The sequence below is a fragment of the Methylobacterium sp. 275MFSha3.1 genome, from assembly GCF_900108435.1.
Lineage (GTDB): Bacteria > Pseudomonadota > Alphaproteobacteria > Rhizobiales > Beijerinckiaceae > Methylobacterium.
Genome location: NZ_FNWP01000046.1, coordinates 1 through 22,645, shown reverse-complemented (window position 1 = coordinate 22,645; position 22,645 = coordinate 1). Strand labels below are relative to the sequence as shown.

The following is a 22,645-nucleotide window of genomic DNA, read 5'->3' as shown; positions in this document are numbered from 1 at the left end:
CAGCACCTGCCAGACCGCGTCCCAGGTGCCGACATCCGACCACGCGAACGACACCGGCAGCACGCCGGCCCGGGCGGTCCGCTCCATCACCGCGTAGTCGATCGAGATCTTGGGCGCCTGGGCGAAGGCCGCCGCGTCGAGGCGGATGAAGTCGAGGTCGGTCACCGCCGCCTCCAGGGCCGCGCGCGCGGCCGCCAGCACCTCGGGGACGAACGCCTCCAGCTCGGCCAGCATCAGGTCGGCGCGGAACAGGAAGTAGCCCGAGTTCCACAGGGCGCCGTCGGTGATCAGCGCCTCGGCGCCGGCTTGGTTCGGCTTCTCGACGAAGCGGGCGACGCGGGCCGCGCCCGGGGCTTCGGCGATCGGCTCGCCGCGGCGGATGTAGCCGTAATCGGTGGCCGGCCGGTCGGGCTCGATGCCGAGCGTCATCGTGTAGCCGGCCTGGGCGCCGGCGGCCGCGCGCCGCACGGCGTCGACGAAGGCCGCCGTGTCGGGCACGACGTGGTCGGCGGCCATGATCAGCACCACGGCCTGCGGGTCGCTGGCGGCGGCGTGCAGCGCCGCGACCGCCACGGCGGCGGCGGAGTCGCGGCCCTGCGGCTCGAGCAGGATGTCGGCGGAGAGACCGAGCTGGTCGCGCTGCTCGGCGACGATGAAGCGGGCCTCGGCCGAGGCGATGACGGTGGGCGTGGCGAAGACCGTGGCGTCCGACACCCGCGCCAGCGTCGCCTGGAAGGTCGAGCGCTCGGCGTCGACCAGACGGGCGAACTGCTTGGGCATGCTCTCCCGCGATGCCGGCCACAGCCGCGTCCCCGCCCCCCCGCACAGGATCATCGGGTGGATCTGGATCGAAGGCCCGGACATGGCGACGTCTCCCGAGAGGGCTCGGCGGGGTTGGCGCGGCCGAGCCCGCCCCGCGCGGGTGCGATGGACTCTCGGGCGCCGATTTCAGGATTTGCCCTTACCGTCGGGCCGGGACCGGAACAACCTGCGCAAGAAGACAGCGCCTCAAGATCGGGCGCGGAAGTCCACCTAATCTGACTGGCTGGCTTCACGTTCCCGGATTGTATGTTCCGGCTTCCCATGGTCACCACTACGCTGCAGCCTCCCGAACGCACCGGTCCAGGATTGATTAGGTCATACGACGCTCCCGCGCACTGACCGGACTGGATCTATAACAACCGCAACATCATCTAACGCCTCCGTGCACAGCTCAATAGGTGACAGACAGTTGCCACGCACTACGAGAATGCCGCTACCAGCTTCCGCTGGCATCCTCTGCCTCGCCGCTGCCCTCAATTACCTCGGTCGGCGAGGAACCCCAGCACGCGTCTAGCGGCCGTAGCTACGTTGCCATCGGTAGCTAGCTAGATGCTCTTTCCCAGGCTAAGATACGCCGATGAGGCTATCTCGCGGAGGCCTACACCAGACGATGGTCATGACCAATGTCAACATGAGTGCTCCGGACCCAAGATGAGCGACCTGCTGGACCCCGAACAGAGGGCGATTGCTGACCGCCTGCTGGCGCGGCTTAGTACTTTTGCGTCGAGCGTCGGCCTGTACGAGGGAATTGCGCGCAGTATCATCGAGAAGTCGGTTGCCGAAATGCCCAACTCCGATGACGAGCAGATCCTGGACGCGGCCCGCATGAAAATGATGTTTGTTTCCAACTAGGAAAGGCCGCGACGACGATCCGAAACGTCACGCAACGCCCATCCGGGCTCGGACATTCTTCCGCCTGACTTTGCTGCGCTTCCGTTCGCGCCATCGACTGCAATCGAGATCGATGGTGCGAAGGCTTGCAAAGCCAACAGGAGCCAGCGGCTACGAGTGCAGTTGTCAACCTTCTGGTGAGGGCTCAGCTGCCGCAGCGCCGGGCTCTGGAGCAGGACCAGTATCGAGCGTGCCGCTACTGGCCAGGGCACAAGCCCAGGCATTCGCGATGATTCGGACCTGCTCAATTGCTTCGGCCCGCGTGAACGACCGAACACCGACATCGTCGCGCTCCGCAGCCCAGTAGACGTAGCCGGTCCGCCTACCGCTGGCATCCTCAACGCACGCTGCATGTTCCAGCACACAGATGCGGAGTGGAAGTTTGAGGCCGAGGGTAGGCATACGAACCATATAGGGCACCGATTTCAGGAGGCATCGGATCGGTTCGCGAATGATAATCGGGTTAGCCTCGGCAACGGACGCTTACGCTGTCGCCCTCACCGTGAACGCTTGGCAACCGTCGTGCAGGTCGCGATTGGAGTGCACCCTGTTTGACCGGACAGGCAGCGGGGCGGGTTTAGGCAGTCCGGCTGAGGTACTCTCGGGGCGAGAGCATGCGCAGGCCGGAGTGCGGGTGGATCGTGTTGTAGTCCTCGAACCAAGCCGGCAGAAGCCGCATCACGGTCTCGGCGTCGGCCAAGATCGCCAAGCGGGCATAGTCCCGCTTGAGCGTCTTCACGAACGCCTCCGCGATGCCGTTGCTCTGCGGCGAACGCACCGGGGTGAATAGCAGCCGTAGGCCGAGCGCGGCGGCCGTCTGCGCTGTCTCCTTGGCGATGTAGGCGGAGCCGTTGTCGGACAGCCACTCGACCGGGTGCGGGGTCTTCGTCGCGCCGAACCGGCGCTCGCAGCAGGCGATCATCAGGTTGCAGACCATCTCGGCCGAGACGCCCGTCGTGGTCGCCGACCACGCGATGCTCTCACGGTCGCACGCGTCGATGGCAAACAGCACGCGGACGACCGCTCCGTCCCGGCAGCGCAGTTCGAGGTGATCCGAGCTACCCGCTCCACGTTCGAGCGTAACGCCACCACGGTGTCGTCATGGGTGCGGCCGGGCCGCCGGGCGGTGTGCGGCGCGAGGGTGAGCCCGTTCGCCCGCAGGATGCGCAGCACCCGCTTGGCATTGACGCTCGCCTCGCCGCGCGAGTGCAGTGCCCGGTTCACCAGTGCGGTGACGCGGCGATAGCCGTAGCTCGGGCGGGCATCGACGATCGCGCGGATCGTCGGCAGCAGCTGCGCATCCTCAGGCTTGCGGTAGGGACCGCGCGGCTGGGCGGGGCGGCTCAGGCGCTCGGCCAAGTGGGAGCGGGCCACGCCGAGCGTGTCGGCGACCGCCTTCACCGCGAACCGCCCGTCGAACCGCTCCAGGAGCTGAGCGGCGAGGTCGGTTTTTTTGTGCGGGCGAGGTCGAGCGCCTCCTTCAGGATCTCGACCTCCATGGTCTTGCGCCCGAGCAGACGTTCGAGGTCGCGCACGCGCCGCTCCAGCTCACGAACCCGGCTGGTGCCGACGACCTCCTCGTCGGCGTGCACGGCCTGATGGCCGCCCTCCAGCATGCGCCGCTTCCACGAGAACAGCAGGCTGGGCGAGATGCCTTAGCGGCGGGCGACGAACGACACGGACGAGCCGGGCTGCTGGCTCTCCTCGACGAGGCGGATCTTCTCGGTGGTAGACCAGCGCCGTCGACGCTGAACGCCGGTCAGGATCTCGCCGTGCACCGGTGGGGCGGTCGGATCGGATGACATAGCCTTACCCATAGGCCAATGCCTATGCCTTCGTGAGCTATGCCGCCTGTCCGGTCAAAACGGGGGGCGGTTCAGCGACCCCGCTACACCGACGCTTTGTGCGCCCTTTCTAGCCGTTAACTTCCAGTCGCCAAGCATCCTCGATCCCAGCATCCTGATAGATTTCGACGGGAATGCCCTACGAGCGGACCGACCGTATCGCGGAGGGCCCTAAAGGTCGCACCAGCCGTCCGTCTGCAGCAATTCTCAAGCGCTATCTTGAGCATCTAGTGCCTGGGTCAGGTGCGCTACGACCTCGTCGCCCCTGGGCGGCGGTTCGGCGTCCTGGACCCGCCGAGCGACCTCCATGACGAGGTAGGTCACCGACGGCGGCCACGCTACGCCGTTGTCCAGGAGCATCCGGGCGGCGCTCACCAGCATTCGGAACTGCTCCGGCGGGATTGTGGTCCCCGCTTCGTGCTGCGCGAGGATGTGGTCGGCGATCGCGGCCGCCAGTCCGGCAACTTCGGCCATCTTGTTGCGCGGATCACCAGCCGTCATGTCAGGGCACGCTCCGTCTGCGAAAGCACGGTGCGGAGCATCCGTCGCCTCTTCGGGGTCTCAGGCCGACACGGTTCCACAAGCAACCCTGGCGAGCAAGCCGTGCGGCCGCGGCACACCTGCGTCGCCGTGGACGCCACGAATTTCGGGCCTTGCGCGCGATCCGGGCGTTTCGCAGCTTCCGGCGGCCGGGACAGCAGACCTGCTTCCGTACGGCAGACCCAATCCGTGGCAGCGGCGTCGGGGTCGGCTCGGAGCGTCTACGAGGATGCCAGACGGTGGCGGGGGGCGGTCACGCTAAAGACCGAGCCCCGATTTCGGCGGGATCGCACGGCGACCGGATGCTCGAGCGACGCGGCGGTCTGCCGGACGATATGCAGCCCGAGTCCGAGACCGGCCCCGTCCCGGCGCCCGGCGCGGTCGAAAGCGTCGAAGATGCCCACCAGCCGTTCGGGCGCGATGCCGGGACCAGAGTCGTGCACCTCGATCGCGACCCGCCCCTGCCGGCGGCGGCACCCGACGACCACGCGGCCGCCCGGGCCAGCATACTTCACGGCGTTGCCGACGAGGTTGCGCAGGATGGTCGTCAGCATGGCGGCCTCGCTCGTGACCATCAGCGCCGTGGCGCAGACCTGCACCCGCACCCCGACGGCGTCGGCGTAGGGCCCCCACTCGGCCGCCACCGCTTCGAGGAGCGGGGCGACGGCGACGGGACCGAGGCGGGGCGACACGCTGCCGGCCTGGGATGAGCGGGCCAGATCGTCGAGCTCGCGGCCCAGCCGCACCAGCGCGTCGCTGGCGAGACCGAGCCGAGCCGCCGCCCGGGGGCCGACGCCGTCCGAGACCGCGCGCTCGATGGCCATGAGGGCTACCTGCAGGGGCTGCTTCAGATCGTGTCCGGCCACCGCGAGCAGCCGGGCCATGGCGCTACGAGCGGTCTCCGCGCGAAGCAGGGCCTCGTCCGGCGCCGCACCACCTGGGCTCGCTATCATCAGTCCCATCCCCACCTCCTCGCCCGGCCCGCACACGGCGTGCCGCTTCCATGGCTCGACCTTGCACCGTGGCCGTTCCCACTGGAATCATACGGAGGTTTGATGTCCTAATCGGATCGTCCTGCACGCGCAGACGCGCGACGGCGGCACGCCGGGCCGCCGTCGCGTCCGAGGCTTCGGGCGTGCGAACGCGATGCCGTTCCGGGGACAGCCGGCGTTCTCGCCGCCGATCCTCAGGCCCCAATCGTCTCTTCCAGGCAGCGGATCAGCTCGTCGGCCACGAGGGGCTTGCGCAGGAGATCGCAGGCGCCGCCGGCGAGGGCCCGACGCCGGAGCGCGTCGTCGGTCAGCGCAGTCATCATGATGACCGGCAGGGCTGGGCGCTGCTGCCGGACGCGGTCCTGCAACTCGATGCCGCTGATCCCCGGCATGTTCACGTCCGTCAGCAGGCACGAGACGTCGCTGCCGGCCATGGAGGCCAGGAAGGCCTCGCCCGAGTTGAAGGCCCGCGCGTCGTAGCCCAACGCTTCGAGGAAGCTGGACGTCGCGTCCAGAACCGCCTCGTCGTCGTCCACGACCGCGACCGCTTTCTTACCGACCGGCACGAATCTCCCTCCGGAGCCTCTCGGAGGCGCGTCGATCCCACCTGTGTGGGCCAGCGGCCGCGCCGACGATATCATACGATGGTTTGATGCGCGCGACGGACCCACATCCTGACGAACCGAGTCCTGCCACAGCAAAGCAGGCCTCGGAGCGCCGCGACGCGATCCGGTAGACATGGGTTTAGCAAGACTAGTCGGGACTTTCTCGCCGACGTCCGACTGGAACGTGCCGACGAAATCTGTCCCGTGCGGGTGGCAACGCGGCGATACCCGGCATCGTTCCGCGCCGATCGACCCGGCCCGGGCCGGCGGGGAGGGCTCCGGCCTCAGACGGCTGCCCGGGCCTTGAGCAGCTCGGTCTTGCGCACGAGGTCGGCCACGGAGCCGGCCTCCATCTTCCGCATGACGTTGCCGCGGTGGATCTTGACCGTGATCTCGCTGATGCCGAGCGCGTAGGCGATCTGCTTGTTGAGCAGCCCCTTGACGACGTGCGCCATCACCTCGGCCTCCCGCGCCGTTAGGGTCGCGGCCAGCGCCTCGAGTTCGGCGACCCCCGCGCTCGAGGCGCGCCGGGTCCTGTCCCGCTCGATCGCGACCGCGATGGCGTCGAGCATGTCCTGATCGCGGAACGGCTTGGTCAGGAAGTCGAGCGCGCCCGCCTTCATGGCCTGGACGGTCATGGGGATGTCGCCGTGGCCGGTCATGAAGATGATCGGCATGCGGTTGCCCATCGCGGCCAGCTTTGCCTGCAGGTCGAGACCGCTGGATCCCGGCAACCGCACATCGAGGATCAGGCAGCCCGGGCGGTCCGGCAGCGTCGCCGCGAGGAGCTCGCTCGTCGCGCCGTAGGCGAGGGTGTCGAGGCCGACGGAGCGCAGGAGATCCTGGAGCCCCTCCCGGACGCCCTCGTCGTCCTCGACAATGACCACCAGCGGTGAGGCCGTGTCGGCGCCGGTTCTCGCCGCGCCACCCCGGACATTGCCTGACATCGTGATCGACGAGCCCCCGCGTGCCTCTGCCAGGCTGTCCGAGAGGGCAGTGCTTACAGGTTGAATCCACACCCGATCAAGCCGAACGTCTGTGGACGGGTCAGCCCGTCCGCAGGGGCCGGACGCAGGGGTCGGACGCAGGGCCGGACGCGGGGGCCACACCCGGTCGAGCCTATCGACTTGCGGCCAAGCTTGTGGCTATGAGCGGTTGCACTGCCCCCGGGACTGGCTCAACTTCCGGCGCGATCAGCACGTCCCGGCTCCCGGGCTCGCGGGCGCCCCGTCCGGACGTGCACCCGTATGGCAGGCTGCGGAGCGAGGCGCGGAGATGAGTGCGGTGGGCAACGCGCGTCCCAGGCAGACGACGGCGCGCGTCCTCCTCGCGAGCCTGATCGGCACGACGGTCGAGTTCTACGACTTCTACATCTACGCCACGGCGGCGAGCCTGATCTTCGGGCCGCTGTTCTTCCCGGCGGCGCTGCAATCGGCGGAGCTGATCAGCGCCTACGCGAGCTTCGGCCTCGCCTTCGTGGCCCGGCCGATCGGCGGCGCGGTCTTTGGGCATTTCGGCGACCGGGTCGGGCGCAAGGCGACGCTGGTCGCCTCGCTCCTGCTGATGGGTCTCTCGACCTCGGCGATCGGGCTCCTGCCCACCTTCGCGCTGGCCGGCTGGCTCGCGCCCGTCCTGCTCTGCCTCCTCCGATTCGGGCAGGGGCTGGCACTCGGCGGCGAGTGGAGCGGCGCCGCCCTGCTGGCGCTGGAGAACGCTCCGCCGGGCTGGCGCGCGCGCTACGCGATGTTCGCGCCGCTCGGGGCGCCCCTCGGCTTCTTCGTGGCCAACGGCCTGTTCCTCATCCTGACCCTGACCCTCAGCGCGGAGCAGTTCGCGGACTGGGGCTGGCGGGTGCCGTTCCTGCTCAGCGTTCCCCTCGTCTGGCTCGGGCTCTGGGTCCGGACCAATCTCGGCGAGACCGAGGAATTCGCCGCCGCCGTGAAGGACGCGCAGCCCCCGCGCGTCCCACTCGTCGCGCTGATGCGCGACCATGCCGGGCAGGTCGTCGCCGGGATGTTCGGCGTCGTCGCCTGCTTCTCGCTGTTCTGGACCGCCACCGCCTTCGCGCTCGGCTACGGCACCACGACGCTCGGCTATTCCCGGGCCTCGTTCCTGACGGTCGAGCTCGGCGCGATCCTGTTCATGGCCGCCGCCATCGTCGTCGCGAGCTGGTTGTCCGACCGGCTCGACCCGGCCCGCGTCCTGATCGTCGGCTGCGCCGGGACTATAGCCTCCGGGATCCTGCTGGCGCCGATGCTCGGCAGCGGCTCCCTCGCGACGATCTTCGTCTTCCTGGCCTTCGCCCTGTGGGTGATGGGCTTCGTCAACGGGCCGCTCGGCGCGTGGCTGCCGAGCCTGTTCCCGCCGCAGGTGCGCTACACGGGCACCTCCGTGGCGTTCAACGTCGGCGGCATCATCGGAGGCGCCTTCTCGCCGATGATCGCGCAGGCGCTCGCCGAGCGCAGCGGCCTGACCGCGGTCGGCTTCTACCTCGCGCTGACCGGCGGGATCAGCCTGATCGCCTTCGACACGAGCGCCCGCCAGCGCGCGCTGGGGGCACTGGCGCGGAGCGAGCGGCGCTACCGCGCGCTCTTCGAGCAGAGCCACGTGGCGCTGTGCGAGGTCGATCTCTCCGGAGCGCAGGTTCGCCTCGCCGAGGCGCGGGTCGCCGGGGGGCCCGGGACCGAGCTCCGCGGGCAGGCCGATGCCGCGCTCACCGCCGCCTGCGCGCGCGAGATCGCGCTGGTCGACGTCAACGACGCCACGGTGCAACTCCTCGGCGGCCGGTCCCGCGATGCGATCCTCGGCTCGATGAGCCGCTTCCTGCCGCCGGGCAACGATCTCGTCCCGCCGCTCCTGCAGCGGCTCGACCGGGCGGGCGGCCGGTTCGAGGCGCAGGGCCGCCTCGTTCGCGCCGACGGGCGGGAGGTGACCGTGATCCTCGTCGTGGCGCTGCCGGACGACCCAGCGGCCTTCGACCGCGTCGCCTGCGCGATGATCGACGTGACCGAGCGGGAGCGCGCGAAGGAGGCGCTGCTCGCGGCCCAGGCCGAATTGGCCCGCGCAGGCCGGGTCTCGACCGTCGGGGCGATCTCCGCCTCCATCGCCCACGAGGTCAACCAGCCGATCGGCGCCATGGTGATGAGCGCCGAGGCCTGCCTGCGCTGGCTGCGGCGCGAGACGCCGGATCTGGAGGCGGCCGCGCGGGCGGCCGAGCGCGCCGTCCGCGACGGCATGCGGGCGAGCCGGATCGTGCAGCGGACGCGCGAGCAGCTCCGCCGCGACCAGAGACAGCCCGAGCTCGTCGACCTTCAGCCCCTCATGGCCGAGGTCGTGGCCCTCCTAGACCGGGAGATCCTGGCAGCCGGGGCGACGGTGCGGGTTCAGATCGCCGCGACCGAGGCGCGCGTCCTGGCCGATCGCGTCGAGATGCAGCAGGTCGTGGTCAACCTCATGACGAACGGCCTGCACGCCATGCGCGATGCGCCCGAGACCCGCCGCGAGCTGCGGATCGCCCTCAGCGCTCCCGCGCCCGGTCGGCTTGGGATCGCGGTGTCCGACAGCGGCACCGGCATCGATCCGGAGCAGCTGCCCAAGCTGTTCAGCCCGTTCTTCACCACGAAGCGCGACGGGATGGGCATCGGCCTCGCGATCTGCCGGACCATCGTCGAGTCCCATGGCGGGACGCTGACCGCTCGGAACAACGACGGTGCCGGCGCGACCTTCGCGGTCGATCTTCCGGCGGCCGAGCCGGGCCAAGAGAGCCGCGCGGCGGAACCCGCCGCGGCGAGCGCCTGAACCGCGGAGAGTGAGTCAGGGAGTGGGTCAGGGGGCGGGCACGGCCGAGAACAGGCTGTTCAGCCCCTCCGCGGTGGTCGGGTGGGCAAGGATCGCGTCGCGCAAGGCCGTGTAGGGCAGGCCGGCGAGCATCGCGACCTGGACCGCGGCCATGACCTCGCCGGCCTCCGCGCCGAGCATGGTGAAGCCGAGGATCCGATCATCCGGTCCGATGACGGCCTTCATGAAGCCCTCGGTCTGCCCGGTCGTCCGCGTGCGCAGCACGGCCGCCATCGGCAGCTTGGCGACCCGGACGGCGTCGCCGCGGGCGCGCGCCTCGGTCTCGGTCGATCCGACCCGCGCCAGCGGCGGGTCCGTGAACAGGCAGGCGGGCATCAGCCGCCCCGCGGTCGAGCGCGGGATCCCCGCGAGATTGTCGCGGATCACGCGGAAATCGTCCGCGGAGGCGTGGGTGAAGGCCGGGCTGCCCGCGCACTCGCCGATGGCCCAGACGCCCGGCGCCCTCGTCCGCAGGCGGTCGTCGACCTTGATCACACCCCGCTCGGTGAGGTCCACCCCCGCGCGGTCGAGGCCGATCCCGTCGGTATTCGGCGCGCGGCCCGCCGCGACGAGGAAGTGGCTCGCGGCGATGACCGCCTCGCCGTCGCCGCCGCGCACCGCAATCTCCACGGCGTCGCCCGAACGGCCGCGCACGCGCACGACCTCCGTGCCGGTGCGGATGGCCAGCCCCTCGCCCTCGAGGAGCTGCTTGAGCGCGGAGGCCACGTCCGGATCCTCGCGGCCCGCGATCTGCGCCCCGTGCTCGATCACGGTCACCGCGCTGCCGAACCGGCGGTAGGCCTGGGCCAGTTCGAGGCCCACGTAGCCGCCGCCGAGGACGACGAGGTGGGCGGGCACGGCGTCGAGTTCGAGCACTTCGATATTCGTCAGCGGTTGTGCGTCGCGCAGGCCCGGGACGTCTGGGATGGTCGGGCGTGTGCCGAGATTGAGGAAGATTCGCTCGGCCGTCAGCGCGCGCGACCCGCCCGCGTTCAGCGCGACCGTGAGCGCCCTGGGACCCGTGAAGGCGGCCGTTCCCATGATGAGCTCCGCGCCGCTCTCACGGTAGCGGTCGAGGTGCATGTCGACGAGGCCGCGGACCATCGCCCGCTTGCGCGCGACCACCCGGGCCATGTCCACCGCGACCGGGCCGGTCTCGATGCCGTACCGGTCGGCGTGCCGGGCGAGATGGGCGATCTCGGCGCTCCAGATCTCGTTCTTGCTCGGCAGGCAGTTGGTGTTGGGACAGGAACCCCCGATCCAGCGACGCTCGACCACCGCGACCCGCTGCCCGGCCTTGGCCAGGTGCCAGGCCAGGAACTTGCCGCCCTCGCCGCTGCCGATCACGAGCGCATCGTAGTGGTCATCCATCGTCCATCCTCCGCGGATCCGATATTTCCGGAACACGTAAAGGCATCGCGATCAGACGGATATCATGCGTCGGTATGATAGACCGGTCCTAATCGGCCGGCACGCAGATTTCGTGCATCCCTGGCTGCGCGGAGCCGCGCGATCTCTGCCGACGGCAAGTCCGGCACGGACCCGCATGCCTGCGTTGGACGTCGGAACACAGATGTTTTGCCGAATTCGCGACCTCGGCCCGGTCGAATATCGGATGACCCGACTCAAACCTGCGTATGATTGAGCCGGATCGGCACATCATCGAAGCTCCTCCCATCGGCGCCGCACGATCGTCCGTCCCGGCCGGCGCCTCTGCAGGGTGGCCTCCCGCCGTCCCGCGCCCTCAGCTTCGAAGGATCAGATCCATGAACACGCAGGTTCGCCGCGCCCTCGGCCTCGTCTCGGGTCCGGGCTCCAACCGCCTCGGCCTCCAGGCCATGCGGCTCGCCATCGCGGTCGTCTTCCTCTGGATCGGCGCGCTCAAGTTCGCGCCCTACGAGGCCGACAGCATCACGCCCTTCGTCGCCAACAGCCCGGTGATGGCGTTCTTCTACGCCCATCCCGACCAGTACGCCCAGCATCTCACCCACGAGGGCGAGCTCAACCTCGCCGCCCGCGCGTGGCAGACGGCCAACCACACCTACGCGTTCTCCCGCGGGCTCGGCACTGTCGAGCTGCTGATCGGCCTGCTCGTCCTCGCAGGCCTGGCGTCGCGGCGTCTCGGCCTCGCCGGGGCGGTGCTGGCCTTCCTCACCCCGGTAGTGACCCTGTCGTTCCTCGTCACCACCCCCGAGGCCTGGGTCGCCGCGCTCGGCGAGGCCGAGCACGGCTTCCCCTACCTGTCGGGCGCCGGACGCCTCGTCCTCAAGGACGTCACCCTCATGGCCGGCGCCTGGCTCGTCCTCGCCGACAGCGCCCGCGCCGTCCTGCGCGCGGCGGCCGCGCCGACGACCCGGGCCCCGGCGCCCGGCCTCGCCGCCGAGGCGTGACCGGCCGGATTCGCCCTGCCTGCGCAGGCCGATGACAAGCTTTCATGGTCCTGTCCGGATCGATGGACTGTCTCCGGCCGGCCCTGACCTTGAGGACCGACTCGCGATGGGCACCGTTTCGGGTGACGACCCCTAACCTTCGTATGATTCCGCGCGGCCCGGGGCGGCTGTACCTCTGCCGATACAGGACGCGCCCGCAGCCAATGCCGGCGAAGACACGTCGCCTGGCCTGTCCGGGTGCCGAGACCCGTCACATCGCCCCATCTCACGAGGTCGAACGATGATCCAGCTCACGATCAACGCGCGTCGCTACACGGTGGACGCGGAACCGGACACGCCGCTGCTGTTCGTCCTGCGCGACAGCCTCGGACTGACCGGCACGAAGTACGGCTGCGGCATCGGGCAGTGCGGCGCCTGCACGGTGCTCCTCGACGGCGCGGCGACCCGCTCCTGCCAGATCCCCCTGGAGAGCGTCGGCGACCAAGCCATCACGACGATCGAGGCGGTCGAGCAGGACCCGGTCGGTGCCCGGGTCGTGGCCGCCTGGGTCGGCATCGAGGTGCCCCAGTGCGGCTACTGCCAGTCCGGGCAGGTCATGGCCGCCACGAGCCTGCTCAAGCAGACCCCGAAGCCGACCGAGGCCGACATCGCCGGCGCCATGACCAACCTGTGCCGGTGCGGAACCTACAATGCCATCGCCGCCGCCGTGCGGCAGGCCGCGGCCTGAGGAGGCGCACGATGACCGACCTCACGCCCCTCCGCCGCGCCGACCGTCGCGAGCCGGTCCGCAACCTCTCCCGCCGCGGCTTCCTGGGGGCCGCCTCGGGCGCGCTGTTCCTCGGAATCGGCCTCCGGCTCGCGCCGGCAGCCGCCCAGACCCGCGCCGAAGGCCCGGCGGCCGTCGCGCCGAAACCCGGGACCCGCGTGACAGCCTTCCTGGAGATCCGCCCCGACGAAAGCGTGCGCCTGCTCAGCCCCTTCGTGGAGGGTGGCCAGGGCATCAACACCGGCCTCGCCCAGACGATCGGCGAGGAGCTCGACCTCGACCCGGCGCGCTTCGCGGTGGAATGCGCCCCGCCCGGTCCCGATTACGCGGTCGTCAACGGCCTGCGCATGACCGGCGGATCCTTCTCCACCCGCTCGAGCTTCGAGGCCATGCGCCGCCTCGGCGCCACCGCCCGCGAGATGCTGCTGCGGGCGGCGGCCGCCGAACTCGCCGTGCCGCAGGCCAGCCTGACTACTGGGAACGGCCGCGTGATCCACGCCGCCTCGGGCCGGAGCCTCGGCTACGGCGCCCTCGCCGCCGCGGCGCTCGCGCTGCAGCCACGCGACGACGTGGCCTTGAAGGATCCGAAGGACTTCCGCTGGATCGGAAAGCCGGTGGCACGCCTCGACATACGCGACAAGTCCACCGGCCGGGCCGTCTACAGCATCGACATCCGGCTCGACGGCATGGTCCACGCCGCGATCCGGCACGCGCCAAATCTCGGCACCGAGCCGCAGGCGATCGCCAACGCCGCGGAGGTCCGCGCGATGCCGGGCGTCCAGGCGGTTGAGCGCCTGCCGGGCGCGGTGGCGGTGGTGGCCGACACGTGGTGGCGGGCCCGCAGGGCCGTGGAGGCGCTGCAGGTGACGTGGACCCGGCCAGCACCCGACGGCGTCGCGACCGTCTCGGCGCGCTTCTCCTCGGCGGCGATGCTGACTGCCCTCCGGGACGCGGCCGGCCCCGGCGTTCCGGCCGAGCAGGCGGGCGACCCGGAGGCCGCCTTCGCGAACGCGGCCAAGGTGGTGGAGGCGGCGTACGATGCCCCCTACCTCGCCCACGCGCAGCTCGAGCCGCCCTCGGCGGTGGCCCGCTTCGCCCCCGACGGCAGCCTCGATCTCTGGGTGCCGAACCAGATGCCGGAGCTGTTCCAGCAGGTCGCCGCCAAGACCGCCGGGCTGCAGCCGGATCAGGTCCGGATCCACTCGCCGATGCTCGGCGGCTTCTTCGGGCGCCACTTCCACTACGGGCCGGCGAGCCCGTTCCCGCAGGCGATCCTGCTCGCCAAGGCGACGGGCAAGCCGGTGCGGGTTCTGTGGTCGCGGGAGGAGGAGTTCGGCATGGACGCAGTCCGCCCCCTGAGCTTCGCCCGGTTCAGGGCGGCGCTCGGTCCGGACGGGATGCCAGTGGCGCTGGAGACCACCGCGGTGGGGGAGGGCCCGATCGGGCGCTGGTTCGGCGCGCTGTTCAAGGGGCCGGTGGATTCCTCGGTGGTGGAGGGCCTTGACCAGAAGCCCTACGCGATCCCGAACCGGCGGCTCACCTACGTGAAGGTGCCGCACCCGGTGACGATCGCGTTCTGGCGCTCGGTCGGGCACTCGATGAACGATTACTTCTACGAGAGCTTCCTCGACGAGATCGCGCAGGCCGGCGGCCAGGACCCGTTCGCCCTCCGGATGACGCTCCTGAGGGACAGCGCCCGCCACCGCACCCTGCTGCAGGCGGTGGCCGACCTCGCGGGCGGCTGGAGGCGCGGGCCGTTCCGGGCCCAGGACGGCACGCGGCGAGCGCGGGGCGTGTCGATGGCCTCGCCGTTCGGGTCGGAGACGGCGACGATCGCCGAGGTGTCGCTCGAGAATGGCGAGGCCCGGGTGCACGATCTCTGGATCGCCATCGATCCAGGCCGCGTGGTCAACCCGGCGATCGTGAAGCGCCAGGTCGAGAGCGCGGCGGCGCTCGGCCTCTCGTCGACGCTGCTGGAGCAGGTCGTCTACGAGAACGGGGAACGGCAGGCGCGGAACTTCGACGCCTACCCGATCCTCGACCGGGAGCGGATGCCGCGGGTGCACGTGGCGATCGTCGAGAGCGGGGCGCCGATGGGCGGCATCGGCGAGCCCGGCCTGCCCGGCGTGCCGCCGGCGGTGGTCAACGCAGTCGCGGCGCTGACCGGCCGACGCCTGCGCAGCCTGCCCCTGGCGAAGGAGACCCTCTCGGGGACCTAACGCCGATCGATGACCCCGGGCGATAACCCAGGGCGACGCCCCCGGGCCCGCCCCCGAAAGTCCCGCGTCCCGACTGGAAGCGGGATTTTCGGATGCCGTATAGCGGGAGCGCGGCGGGCCTGCATCGGGGCCGGCCCCGGGAACCGCCGATATGAGCAACGGTCTGACGCCGACGGCCGACCGGATCGTCGTGGCCAGCGAGGCCGACTGGAACGACGCGTGGTACCTCGTCTGCATGAAGGTCTCGACGATCGGCTTCGTCGTCGTCGATGCCCGCGAGCGGGTCGCCACCCTCGACGCGCTGCGGGCGGCCGGAATCACCGACATCGCCGCTCACCTCGACGCGCATCCGGACGTGGCCGACCGCCTGCGTCACGGGATGGTCATCCTCGACGTCAACGAAGCGGCGGTGCGGATGTTCGGCGCGGGCGGCCGCGCGGACATGATCGGGCAGCGCACGCAGCGCTTCTTCGACCCGCTCTGCACCGCCCAGGTCAATTCCGCCCGGGCCTTCGCAGCGGGCGCGACCTCGTTCCAGCAGCAGGCGCACAGCGTCCGGCTCGACGGATCGCGCTTCGAGACGCTGTTCTGCGTCGTCCCGCGGGCGGACGGCGCCACCTCCGGCCTGTGGCTCGCCTCCTTCGTGGACATCACCGAGCACGTCGAGCGGCAGATGTCCCTGGAAGTCCTGCGCGACGAGCTCGCCCACGTCTCCCGGATCTCGACGCTGGGCGAACTCTCGGCGTCGATCGCGCACGAGCTCGGGCAGCCCCTGTCGTCGATCGGCATGACCGCCGGGGCGATGCTGCGCCTGCTAGATCGCGCGGATCTCGACCGCGACCTGCTCCGGCGGCAATGCCAGCGCATCGTCGATCAGGTCACGCGGGCCGGGGACATCATCGATCGCACCCGCCGCATGGCCGCGAAACGGGACAGCGTCCGCGCGCCCGTCTCCGTGGCGGAGGTCCTGGCCGAGGCCGCGCGGTTCGTGGCGCACGACCTGAACCGCACCGAGATCAGGCTCACCGTCGCCCCGGCGGACGCGGCCGCCCAGGTCCTCGCGGACCGGATCCAGCTGCAGCAGGTCTTCGTCAACCTGCTGATGAACGCCATCCAGATCCATCGGCAGGCGCGGACCCCCGGGCCCGAGATTGCGGTCGAGACCGTCTGCCGGGACGGGTCGATCACGGTCGACGTCGTCGATAACGGGCCGGGCCTCGATCCCGGCACCGTCGACCGGCTGTTCGACGGCTTCTTCACGACGCGGGCCGAGGGGCTCGGCCTCGGTCTCCGGATCTGCCGGACCATCGTAGCGGCCCATGGCGGCTCGATCGACGCGAGGCCCCGCGACGGGGCGCCGGGCGCCCGCTTCTCGGTGTGCCTGCCGCTCGCCCGGTCCTGACCGGGCGGCCGCGGGAAGCGGGCAGGGGCGCCCCGGCCGGGTCGCCCCCCGAGGGCCTCAAGCGGCGTCGGCTCGCGCGGTCCGGTACCGGCTCGCCGGCATTGCCGCGCCGAGCTGGGCGGCGAGTTCGAGGCGCGCGGCGTCCAGCGCGGACCAGGCGGCACCGTTCTCCAGGGGCGGGATCGTGACGACCTCGCCGGCATCGAACCCCGCGAGCGCGGCCGCGACTAGGTCGGACGGCGTCATGACGATGCTGGCCGGGAGGTTCAGGTGGCTGCCGACGCCGGCCACGGTCCAGAACTCGGTGGCCGTCGCGCCGGGCAGGACCGCCTGGATCCGGACACCCCTGGGGGCGAGTTCGTGCTGCAGCGCCTGCGTGAAGGCGAGAACGTAGGCCTTGCTCGCCCCGTAGACGCCATTGAGCAGTTCGGGATTGAGGGCGACGGTCGAGGCGACGTTGACGATCGCCCCGTGCCCCCGCGCGACGAAGGCCGGCGCCGCCGCGTAGGCGAGGCGCGTCACGGCCGTGACGTTCACGCCGATCATGCGCTCCATCTCGTCCGGATCCGCCTGGAGCAGCGGGGCCGCCGAGCCGAAGCCGGCGTTGTTGACCAGGAGGGTGATCCCGGGTCGCTCCGCAGCCGGTCCTCGACGCGCCGGAGACCGGCACGGTCATTGACGTCCGCCGCGAGCGCCTCGACGGTGCGGCCCGAGGCCCGGCGCACCGTCTCGGCGACCGCCTCCAGGCGATCCGCGTTCCGGGCGGTCAGGATGAGATCGTGGCCGCGCGCGGCGAGCTGTTCGGCATAGATCGCGCCAATCCCACCCGAAGCGCCGGTGATCAGAGCAGTTCCCTTGGCACGTTCCGTCATGACAACTCTCCGTCTGTGCTGCTGAATGACGGAAAGTGTAGCGATCGTGACGGAGGCTTACATTTATACGGATGCGGGGCGACGCCATACCTTGGTATGACCCGGTGGCATGACCCGGCCGGCATGCCCAAAGCCCGTCGGGCAGGCGCGAGGAGGCCGGTGCGGCGCCGGCTCGCTGGCGGCATCGGCGCTCGAGATCCGCCGCGCGTCGATGCGGGAGAGGTGCACCCGCGGCCTCGCCATGCTAGAACGAAAGTGGAACAGGTCATGCGGGCGGGCCGGGCACAATCTGCGGGCGAGATTTTTCTTCCGGCCCCTTGGACGCGTGTGGATACGGCTCGAAAACCCCTGTCGTGGCGCCCTTGGGCGGCCCGTGCGGTCTGTGGAGAACCTGTGACGAACCGGGGTGCAGGACGACGATGGCGATGAGGACGGCATTCGTGGTGCAGCCCTTCGAGCTGCACCGGAAGCGGCTGCGGCCGGCCCGGCAGGAGCCTGCGCAGACCGAGAGCGGGGCGGTGAAGAAGGCCGAGAACATGGCCAGGCGGATGCCGGGCGCGGCGGCGCTGAAGGTGGTGGCCGACGACGAGACCGGCGAGCTGGAGGGCGTCACGATCCTCGGCCAGTGGGGCGAGATCCCCGACGACTTCGCCGAGAGCCTGCACGGCGCCTAGGCCACGGATCACCAGCGGGGCAGGAGAGCGCCATGTCGGCGGTTCGGCGGGTCGGGAACTTCCTCCAGGTGCAGGACGGCGACGGCTGCCGGCACCTGCTGCGCGTGACGAGCGTCCAGGCGCTGAGCGACACGGACCTGATGCGCAACGAGACGTTCATCACCGCGGCGGGACGAACGATCCGGGTGACGCAGCCGCTCGACGAGATCGTGGACCTCGTGGCGCCGGGCGAGCGGACGGCGCCGGGGCCGCAGGAGGAGCCGTGGCCGTTCTAGCCGCGGGAGATCATCCCGCGCGCCATCTGCAGCAGCAAGCGGCGGTCCGACAGGGTGAGCGCGTGCCAGACGCGCAGCAAATCCCCCGTCATGTCGATCGTGGCGAGCGCCTCGGATTCGTCGAGGAAAGCGTCTTCGGGCACTCCGAGGGCGTGCGCGATCTGCCGGAGCATCGATCTCTTGCCGTTCGGCCCGAATTTTCCACCCTCGAATTCAGGATCCGCCAAATCAATCTCCGACGGACGCGCGGCGGCGTCGATTTAAATCTACAGTATCTTTATAACGTGAGAATACGAACACCGCATCGGTGAGTCGGAAATAAATTTTACCGGTACGTTGATACCAATTACTTGGCGGCCGATCATTATCTAAGATTGACTGCATAAGCTGAGTTAGACACAGCGCTCAAAATTCGATGGCCCGCAACAGACTTGCTCGGCATCTGCATTGAACGCCGCGCAGGATCATCCCTCCCGGCGACGGGCGGTCCCGGGCCGCGGGTCAACGGTGCGATGGTCCCATGCCCGCGCGCCGCCGCCCGCCGCGTCGGGATGCCGGCGGTGGGATGGTCCACCAGTCCCGCCCCAATCCGGCACGGGGCGGGACGGATCCTCAAGACGGGGTCCGGCGATCAGCTGCCGCCGCTGCCATCCCCGCTCCCCTTGCCGACCTGGGGTACGCCGCGCTCCGGCTGGCCGGCATTCCCGCCGGCGGCCGAATCCGTCGTGATGGTCGTCACCCCCGTCCCGGTGGGCGCGACGACGGCGGTGCTGCCCGGACCGCTATTCTGGCTGCCGCCGGGAACGAAGACGGTTCCGGCCGGGGTGCCCGGCGTCACCGGCTGCGCTGGTCCGGGTTGCAGGATCGGTGCGGGACCGGTGCTGGTCTGCGCCGGACCGGGCGACGCCGCGACCAGCGCGAAGATGGCGAAGAGGGCATGACGCATCATGTGCTCCTTGGCATCTCGGCCCTGACTGTGCCTCACGCACGGGCCTCCGTGCCCGAACGCGGGAGCGCGGACGCCGGTTTCCGATACCCGTCGTCGTCGTGCGCCGCCGATCGTCGTGCCCGGCCGCGCCCGGTGCGCAGGGTCTCGCCCGCGAGCGGAGCGCCAACCCGCCGGATCGGCGCACGAAAAGGCCCCGCGCGGCGCTGCCGGCGGGGCCGAAGGTGGGTCTGCCTTGGGAGGATGCAGAGGCAGATGCTTAGCCGGCGTTGCGCCGCCGGTGCACCGGTGACACGACATGCCGGCCCCGCAGGGACCGCCGGTCACGGCGGCGTTACGCTTGCATCCGGGCCGGCCCCACCCCGTGCGGTGGACGGCCGGGACCGCGGCGCTGCGCCGAAGGTCCGGCCATCCTTGGATAACCATGTCGACCGCCGGCTTGTGGACGCCGCGGCTGGGTCGTCGACAGCGTCATCGACAGCATCCCGCCGCTGTGGTGCTGAACGGCGGCGAGGAGTCCCATGAAGCACATCATCGTTCTGGCGATCGCGGCCACGGCCCTGACGGCCTGCAACGCGGCGAACCGGCCCGGCCGCGGCGAGCTCTTCATGAGCGAGGCGGACGTCGCCGCGAAGGACGACGCGATCTGCCGGGGCTACGGCGCCGAGCCGGGAACGCCGGAATACGTGCAGTGTCGGGGAACCCAGGACCAGCGGCGCGACGCGGCCCAGGCGCCCCGCCGCAGCGGCTGAGTGCGGCGGCCGCGAGGGCGCGGCCTCCGGGACCAACGCCTCGCTCGCGCGTTGTCCGCGCGGACCGCTTTCCCTGGAGCGCGTGATGCTCGCCCGATCCGCCCTGATCTTCATCGTCCTGACGTCGGGGGCCCAGGCCGCCGCCTTCGACGACCTGAAAGGCTATCTGGCGTCCTGCCTGCGGTTCGAGATGGCCGGCGCCCCGGCGGAACGCGGCGGGCCGCTGTCGTCCAAGGTCCGCCGCTCCCTGGAGCGATGCTCCGACGACGTCGCGCGCCTCGACCGGGCGGACGGGCGCCGGCTGCGCGGTGACGGTGGGATCAGCCCGTCGACCAAGGAGGTCATCCGGAGCGTCGTGAGCGGCGGGGCCGGCGGGGTCCGCACGGTCCGGTACTGACCGCCGGCGGTTCGCCCGGCGCGTCGATCGAGTGGCACCGATCACCGGGCGTTAACCTTCCGGCTGCACCTCACGGGGCCCGCTCGCGAGGAGATTCCGATGCCGAAGCGCCTGACGATCACCGTCCCGCACGACCTCGGGACAGCCGAGGTTCGCCGCCGCATCGACCTGCACATGGACTGGGCTTTCCGCCGCCTGGAGGCTGAGAAGATCCGCGTCGAGGCCGAGGACTGGCTGGGTAATCGCCGCTCCTTCTCGGGCAGCGGATATGGGCAGTCGGCGCGCGTCGCCACCCAGGTGGCGGATGACGCCCTGAAGGTCGAGGCGCTGGTGCCCTGGATGGCCAGCCTGTTCGCGCCCGTCATCGAGTCGGTCGGGCGCCACTACGTCGGGCGCCTCCTGTCCGACGAGGCCGCCTGACGCGCGCGGCCCGGGGCGGCGATCGGTCCTGGGTGCCCGCGTTGCAGTTGTCGCCCGGTCGTGCCGGGGCTAAACGCGCCGGCTCGGTGGCGGCGCAGGGGCCCGGATGAGCGATGACGTGGCGGCCCTGCTCCTCGCGCTCGCGACCGAGAATGCGGAGTTGCGCCAGCAGCTCGCCACCGCGCAGGACATGCTGATGGAGACCGCCATCGACGCCGGCCATCTCCACGCCCGCATCGAGGCGCTTCAGGTCGAGCGCGACGCCTGGCAGGCGGAGGCCGAGCGCTTGGCGCGCCGGCCGCCGCGTTCCCTGTGAGCGCTCGCGGCACCCGGCGTGCCGAACCTGCGGGCGGGCGCGACCGGGGAGGGCGCACTCGGGCCCCGGGGCGCATCGGCGAGAGCCCGCGCGGGGGCGGACTCACGCCGTCCCTTACGCCTTCCCAGGTTGCGGGCGGGGCACGCGCACGTCGACCGTCTGGCCGGTGAGGGGATTGAGGATCAGCATGGCCGCGGTCTCCGGTATGTGTGACGGTAGAACGCCGTCCGCGGGTGCCGGGATCACGCTGCGGCGTGCCGTGGCGCACAGGCGGCGACGGGGTCGCCGAACCCGGATCCGCGCCGGAAACGGATTCCGGCGAGGCCCGCGAAGCTCGCCACGGTCGGGATACCGCCTTACCTCAGGGCGTGGCGCCCTGGCGGCCGCCAGGGGCAGAACACCTGGAGGATCGATATGGCCATCGATAGATCCGGTGAGCGTGCCGCGCTCGATACCGAGGTAGAGGATACCCAGGACACCATCGCGAAGCTTCGCGAGGCTGCCGACGGAACGCCGCCCGGGCACAGTTCGCGCGTGGCGCTGAAGAAGGCTGAGGAGAAGCTGGCCGAGCTGGTCAAGCACATCACCCGGCGCGACCGGACGGGTTAGCGCGGCCGCGGACGGCGGGGACCACCGGACAGGTCCCCGCGCGCCGTCCGCCGGCTCGGCGCCACCCGCCGGCGCCGAAGCGCTGGCTGTCGATCCCATGTAATCGCCGGACGGATCCAGCGCGGGCGGCGCCCGGGTCGTCCGCGGCGCACCCGCAGGGATAACAAACCCTTCCCGCTCGGGCGGCCGTCAGCGCCGCACTCGGAAATGTCGGCGCGTCGCCGGCTGGCCGCCCGCGCGGCCTCGCCGCGGACCGATGCACGCGCCTCGGGCGCAGGCCCCGAGCACACCGCCAGAACTTCATCAGTATTTAACAAATCTATCCGGAGTTAATCCGCCATTTACTATGTTTTCTCCAACGCAGTGAGCCTGTGTGTCCGTAAAACTACAGCTATTCCGCTCAGAGCTTGGTAGTCTTATCACCAGATCGAAACCCGGATCGCCCTCATGACCAAGCTCCTCGCCTCCCTGACTGCCTTCACTGCGCTGACCGCCGCGGCGTCCGCCGCCGACCTTCCGCGCCGCGCCGCGCCGCCGCCGGTGTTCACGCCGGTGCCGGTGTTCACCTGGACCGGCTTCTACTTCGGTGTGAACGCCGGCTACGGCTTCGACGCCAACAGCCGCAACACCACCAGCTACGCCCTGCCCGGCGGCTCGCTGATCAACTCCCCCGGCACCGCCGGCGTCGTCAGCGTCAACAACCGCAACAACAACAACGGCTTCTCGGGCGGCGCCCAGATCGGCTACAACTACCAGTTCACCCCGGGCTCCGGCGTCGTGATCGGCTTCGAGGCCGACGCCCAGTACGTCGACTTCGCCCGCCGCGCCAACGCCACCCAGAACTACAGCTTCCTCGGCTTCCCCGGCGTCGCCTTCTCCAACCCGCCGGCCTTCGTCGCCACGAGCGGCAACGGCCTGGACTACTTCGGCACCGTGCGCGGCCGCCTCGGCTACGCCTTCGACCGCACCCTCGTGTACGGCACCGGCGGCTTCGCCTACGGCTCGGGCCAGGACGACCAGAACTTCTCCGGCAACCGCTTCCGCGACAGCTTCCGCACCGGCTGGGCCGCCGGCGG

The 22,645-nt window shown here is 70.7% G+C and carries 22 protein-coding genes and 2 pseudogenes; 14 read left to right on the top strand and 10 right to left on the bottom strand.

Going from position 1 to position 22,645, the window contains the following annotated elements; genetic code table 11:
• Nucleotides 1–864: mannose-1-phosphate guanylyltransferase (locus BLW78_RS29385; RefSeq protein ID WP_244527102.1), on the bottom strand; the 864-nt coding region annotated here is incomplete at its 3' end.
• Between the two features lie 609 nt (nucleotides 865–1,473).
• Here BLW78_RS29385 and BLW78_RS29380 point away from each other — a divergent pair.
• Entirely contained in the window at nucleotides 1,474–1,674 is a 201-nt protein-coding gene (locus tag BLW78_RS29380; RefSeq protein WP_091683736.1) for a hypothetical protein, read from the top strand.
• 616 nt (nucleotides 1,675–2,290) lie between these two features.
• On the opposite strand, the pseudogene BLW78_RS29370 reads toward BLW78_RS29380, so the two are convergent.
• The 5 genes and pseudogenes from BLW78_RS29370 to BLW78_RS29350 all read right to left on the bottom strand — a co-directional run bounded on the left by BLW78_RS29370 (nucleotide 2,291) and on the right by BLW78_RS29350 (nucleotide 6,641).
• Nucleotides 2,291–3,530 (bottom strand): annotated as a pseudogene (locus BLW78_RS29370) (IS3 family transposase).
• 234 nt (nucleotides 3,531–3,764) lie between these two features.
• Entirely contained in the window at nucleotides 3,765–4,058 is a 294-nt protein-coding gene (locus BLW78_RS29365; RefSeq protein ID WP_091683732.1) for a hypothetical protein, read from the bottom strand.
• Nucleotides 4,059–4,318: 260 nt separating this feature from the next.
• On the bottom strand, nucleotides 4,319–5,059 hold the full coding sequence (locus tag BLW78_RS29360) for a sensor histidine kinase (RefSeq protein WP_091683730.1): 741 nt from the start codon (nucleotides 5,057–5,059) through the stop codon (nucleotides 4,319–4,321).
• 224 nt (nucleotides 5,060–5,283) lie between these two features.
• Complete coding sequence (locus BLW78_RS29355) at nucleotides 5,284–5,655, bottom strand: response regulator transcription factor (protein WP_091683728.1); 372 nt, start codon at nucleotides 5,653–5,655, stop codon at nucleotides 5,284–5,286.
• A 323-nt stretch (nucleotides 5,656–5,978) separates the two neighbouring features.
• Entirely contained in the window at nucleotides 5,979–6,641 is a 663-nt protein-coding gene (locus BLW78_RS29350; protein WP_091683726.1) for a response regulator transcription factor, read from the bottom strand.
• 328 nt (nucleotides 6,642–6,969) lie between these two features.
• On the opposite strand from BLW78_RS29350, the gene BLW78_RS29345 reads away from it, so the two are divergent.
• Nucleotides 6,970–9,492, top strand: coding sequence for an MFS transporter (locus BLW78_RS29345; protein WP_091683724.1), 2,523 nt, complete (start codon nucleotides 6,970–6,972; stop codon nucleotides 9,490–9,492).
• Between the two features lie 27 nt (nucleotides 9,493–9,519).
• Here BLW78_RS29345 and BLW78_RS29340 read toward each other — a convergent pair whose 3' ends face one another.
• On the bottom strand, nucleotides 9,520–10,902 hold the full coding sequence (locus BLW78_RS29340; RefSeq protein ID WP_091683722.1) for a mercuric reductase: 1,383 nt from the start codon (nucleotides 10,900–10,902) through the stop codon (nucleotides 9,520–9,522).
• 395 nt (nucleotides 10,903–11,297) lie between these two features.
• Between BLW78_RS29340 and rclC the strand changes: the two genes are divergently transcribed.
• From rclC to BLW78_RS29320, 4 genes are all read left to right on the top strand, one after another.
• Nucleotides 11,298–11,921: a reactive chlorine resistance membrane protein RclC gene (gene rclC / locus BLW78_RS29335; protein ID WP_091683720.1), complete on the top strand. Its 624-nt coding sequence runs from the start codon at nucleotides 11,298–11,300 to the stop codon at nucleotides 11,919–11,921.
• Nucleotides 11,922–12,201: 280 nt separating this feature from the next.
• Entirely contained in the window at nucleotides 12,202–12,648 is a 447-nt protein-coding gene (locus tag BLW78_RS29330) for a (2Fe-2S)-binding protein (RefSeq protein ID WP_091683718.1), read from the top strand.
• A gap of 11 nt (nucleotides 12,649–12,659) precedes the next feature.
• Entirely contained in the window at nucleotides 12,660–14,906 is a 2,247-nt protein-coding gene (locus BLW78_RS29325; RefSeq protein ID WP_091683716.1) for a xanthine dehydrogenase family protein molybdopterin-binding subunit, read from the top strand.
• Between the two features lie 151 nt (nucleotides 14,907–15,057).
• Nucleotides 15,058–16,308 (top strand): sensor histidine kinase, encoded by a 1,251-nt coding sequence (locus BLW78_RS29320; RefSeq protein WP_091683715.1) that lies wholly within the window; start codon nucleotides 15,058–15,060, stop codon nucleotides 16,306–16,308.
• Nucleotides 16,309–16,365: 57 nt separating this feature from the next.
• On the opposite strand, the pseudogene BLW78_RS29315 reads toward BLW78_RS29320, so the two are convergent.
• Nucleotides 16,366–17,180 (bottom strand): annotated as a pseudogene (locus BLW78_RS29315) (SDR family oxidoreductase).
• 419 nt (nucleotides 17,181–17,599) lie between these two features.
• Between BLW78_RS29315 and BLW78_RS29310 the strand changes: the two are divergent.
• Entirely contained in the window at nucleotides 17,600–17,854 is a 255-nt protein-coding gene (locus BLW78_RS29310) for a hypothetical protein (RefSeq protein WP_091683713.1), read from the top strand.
• A gap of 32 nt (nucleotides 17,855–17,886) precedes the next feature.
• Complete coding sequence (locus tag BLW78_RS29305) at nucleotides 17,887–18,129, top strand: hypothetical protein (RefSeq protein WP_020094724.1); 243 nt, start codon at nucleotides 17,887–17,889, stop codon at nucleotides 18,127–18,129.
• Here BLW78_RS29305 and BLW78_RS31555 read toward each other — a convergent pair.
• Together BLW78_RS31555 and BLW78_RS29300 are read right to left on the bottom strand one after the other, a co-directional pair.
• The gene (locus BLW78_RS31555; protein ID WP_170855280.1) at nucleotides 18,126–18,302 is read right to left on the bottom strand and encodes a hypothetical protein; all 177 of its coding nucleotides are present in this window, start codon (nucleotides 18,300–18,302) and stop codon (nucleotides 18,126–18,128) included. The genes BLW78_RS29305 and BLW78_RS31555 overlap by 4 nt on opposite strands.
• 458 nt (nucleotides 18,303–18,760) lie before the next feature.
• Nucleotides 18,761–19,078, bottom strand: a complete 318-nt coding sequence (locus BLW78_RS29300) for a hypothetical protein (RefSeq protein ID WP_091683711.1) — start codon at nucleotides 19,076–19,078, stop codon at nucleotides 18,761–18,763.
• Between the two features lie 518 nt (nucleotides 19,079–19,596).
• Between BLW78_RS29300 and BLW78_RS29295 the strand changes: the two genes are divergently transcribed.
• From BLW78_RS29295 to BLW78_RS29270, 6 genes are all read left to right on the top strand, one after another.
• Nucleotides 19,597–19,827, top strand: a complete 231-nt coding sequence (locus BLW78_RS29295; protein WP_020094727.1) for a hypothetical protein — start codon at nucleotides 19,597–19,599, stop codon at nucleotides 19,825–19,827.
• Between the two features lie 85 nt (nucleotides 19,828–19,912).
• Nucleotides 19,913–20,224: a hypothetical protein gene (locus BLW78_RS29290; RefSeq protein ID WP_091683709.1), complete on the top strand. Its 312-nt coding sequence runs from the start codon at nucleotides 19,913–19,915 to the stop codon at nucleotides 20,222–20,224.
• 99 nt (nucleotides 20,225–20,323) lie between these two features.
• Nucleotides 20,324–20,644 (top strand): polyhydroxyalkanoic acid system family protein, encoded by a 321-nt coding sequence (locus BLW78_RS29285; RefSeq protein WP_091683707.1) that lies wholly within the window; start codon nucleotides 20,324–20,326, stop codon nucleotides 20,642–20,644.
• Between the two features lie 106 nt (nucleotides 20,645–20,750).
• Complete coding sequence (locus tag BLW78_RS29280; RefSeq protein WP_091683705.1) at nucleotides 20,751–20,960, top strand: hypothetical protein; 210 nt, start codon at nucleotides 20,751–20,753, stop codon at nucleotides 20,958–20,960.
• 414 nt (nucleotides 20,961–21,374) lie between these two features.
• Nucleotides 21,375–21,569 (top strand): hypothetical protein, encoded by a 195-nt coding sequence (locus BLW78_RS29275; RefSeq protein WP_020094731.1) that lies wholly within the window; start codon nucleotides 21,375–21,377, stop codon nucleotides 21,567–21,569.
• A gap of 447 nt (nucleotides 21,570–22,016) precedes the next feature.
• Nucleotides 22,017–22,645, top strand: a 629-nt coding sequence (locus BLW78_RS29270) for an outer membrane protein (protein ID WP_091683703.1), incomplete at its 3' end; no start/stop codon positions are given.